Source organism: Polaromonas sp. P4_H1 (genome assembly GCF_056400945.1).
On sequence record NZ_JBFUKG010000147.1, the window covers coordinates 1 to 532 of the forward strand.

Annotated in this window: 1 protein-coding gene; it reads left to right on the forward strand. The window is 65.2% G+C overall.

The genetic code is table 11. From position 1 onward, the window contains the following. Positions 1–532 (forward strand): molybdopterin-dependent oxidoreductase (locus AC1DS5_RS25590; RefSeq protein ID WP_477721047.1); only part of this gene is annotated, 532 nt, incomplete at both ends.

The following is a 532-nucleotide window of genomic DNA, read 5'->3' on the forward strand; positions in this document are numbered from 1 at the left end:
GGCGCATGTCATCGTCACCGAAGGCCTCGCCGACGAGACCTTCATCCGCGAGCGCTGTGACTGGAGCGAGTTCGAAGACTGGGCGGCCTTCGTCGCGCAGCCGACCCACAGCCCCGAAGCCACTGCCATCATGACCGGCGTCGATCCGAAGGAGCTGCGCGCCGCTGCCCGTTTGTTCGCCAYCGGTGGCAATGGTGCGATCTATTACGGTCTCGGCGTCACCGAGCACAGCCAGGGTTCGACCACCGTGATCGCGATCGCGAACCTCGCGATGGCGACCGGCAATATCGGTCGTCCCGGCGTCGGCGTGAATCCGCTGCGCGGCCAGAACAACGTGCAGGGCTCCTGCGACATGGGCTCGTTCCCGCATGAGCTGCCGGGCTATCGCCACATCTCGGGCGATGCGGTGCGCGAGCAGTTCGAAGCGATGTGGAACGTCAAGCTCAACAGTGAGCCGGGCCTGCGCATTCCCAACATGTTCGATGCTGCCACGGAAGGCACCTTCATGGGCCTGTACGTGCAGGGCGAGGAC